The organism is Nosocomiicoccus massiliensis (assembly GCF_000438455.1).
Classification (GTDB): domain Bacteria; phylum Bacillota; class Bacilli; order Staphylococcales; family Salinicoccaceae; genus Nosocomiicoccus; species Nosocomiicoccus massiliensis.
In genome coordinates this window covers 1-1,787 of sequence record NZ_CAVG010000038.1, presented here as the reverse complement: position 1 = coordinate 1,787, position 1,787 = coordinate 1, and the positions used below count along the sequence as shown (strand labels likewise).

3 protein-coding genes are annotated in these 1,787 nt (G+C 32.8%); all 3 read left to right on the top strand.

The window, feature by feature from the left end; translation table 11 throughout:
* Nucleotides 1–475, top strand: a 475-nt coding sequence (locus tag TJ68_RS01740; protein ID WP_040928401.1) for a helix-hairpin-helix domain-containing protein, incomplete at its 5' end; no start/stop codon positions are given.
* A 10-nt stretch (nucleotides 476–485) separates the two neighbouring features.
* Nucleotides 486–950, top strand: a complete 465-nt coding sequence (locus TJ68_RS01735; protein WP_040928400.1) for a ComE operon protein 2 — start codon at nucleotides 486–488, stop codon at nucleotides 948–950.
* Nucleotides 947–1,787, top strand: an 841-nt coding sequence (locus tag TJ68_RS01730) for a ComEC/Rec2 family competence protein (protein ID WP_040928402.1), incomplete at its 3' end; no start/stop codon positions are given. The genes TJ68_RS01735 and TJ68_RS01730, both read left to right, overlap by 4 nt.

Genomic DNA, 1,787 nt, shown 5'->3' with positions numbered 1-1,787 from the left:
ACCTGTCGAAGTAGATAATAGTGTTCATGCACAAATTGAAGAGGACGTAGATACTATGAATCTAAACTCAATATTTGTTGAAATAAAAGGTGCTGTTAAGCATCCAAATGTATATGAGATGCCAAAGGACGCGAGAGTTAAAGACATTATATTACTCGGTGAACCACTTGACTCTGCAGACTTAAACCAAATTAATCAATCAGAAAAGTTAAGAGATGAAATGAGCATTTATGTACCAGCAAAAGATGAAATAATCGAAGCGGACCGTGAAACTTCAAGTAGCCATATCGTTAACATAAATAGAGCGAGTAAAGACGAACTGATGACGTTAAATGGAATCGGTGCAAAGAAAGCTGAAACGATTATCAATTATCGTGAAGAGAATGGTTTGTTTGAAAAGAAAGAAGATTTAATGAACATACCTGGTATTGGTCAAAAAACGTTTGAAAACTTAGAAAACGATATAGAAATATAGAGGTGTAATTATGGAGCGTATCAATTGGCACGAATATTTTATGGCACAGGCGATGCTACTCGCACTACGTTCAACGTGTGAACGTTTAAATGTTGGGGCTACAATTGTTAAAGATAACCGCATTATTGCTGGTGGGTATAACGGTTCAGTAAGTGGCGAAGATCACTGTATAGACGTCGGGTGTTATTTAGAAGATGGTCACTGCATTCGCACGATTCACGCTGAGGTGAACGCGTTACTTCAATGTTCTAAAAACGGAGTATCGACAGAGAATGCGTCGATATATGTGACACACTTCCCATGTATACATTGTACAAAAGCATTAATTCAAGCAGGTATTAAAAACATTTATTATAGAGAGTCGTATAAAAACCATCCGTATGCAATTGAATTACTCGATAAGACAGGTGTTGAATATACACAGATCGATTTAGATGTCGATAAAATATATGAATACTTAAAAATAAAATTATGATTTTATTTTTAATCTTTTTAGCCTTAGTCAGTGGAGCGTTAATCGTGAAAATTCCACTGCTAGGGTTATTTTTTATGGTCATTATTACATACATCGTCTTTATACAGAGAATTAGTTATATCGTATATGCGTTAATTTTAATTTCTGTAATTATTTCTAGTACATATTTTTATTCTGATAGAGATACCTTTAAAAAAGAGACTATTGATTACTTCACAATATCAGATTACAAATATAATAGCGATACGATTTCTTATATTGGTGAATATGAAAATTATCGTTTTTATGTTTATATGGAGAATGAAGTACTTCTTCCAATTGGTACAGTGTGCAATGGCGATTTTGAAGTCGTGAAGCCAACTATTGAAAGAAATTTTATTAAACGTAACCAAGCGTTATCGATGAAAATTTCTAACGTAGTCGGAAGTATTTATGTGAAAGATGATCGTTTAAACTGTTCAGAAACGAAGAAAACAGTAAAGATGAAAATCAACACTTTAAAATATAAGTATACTGAAAAAGTTTTAAAGAGTAGTAATTATCCGTATACCGGAGATATTTTAATGCTGTCAATCGGTAATAAGATGATGCTCGATTCACAATTCTTTTCAGCACTTCAAAAGCTCGGTATTTACCATTTATACGTAATATCAGGGACACACGTTGCGTATATTACGATGGTACTGATATTTTTATTTACACGATTTAGACTACCGATTGAATATGTTAAAGCACTCGTAGTTATATGTTTACTCATATTTTTAATGGTTAATATATTTTCTCCAAGTGTACTTCGAGCTGTACTTATGGCAGTGTTACTTATTATTACGAGCTATT

Coding starts and splice junctions, on each gene's coding strand:
- TJ68_RS01735 (WP_040928400.1), top strand. CDS start 486: ATGGAGCGTATCAATTGGCACGAATATTTTATGGCACAGGCGATGCTA.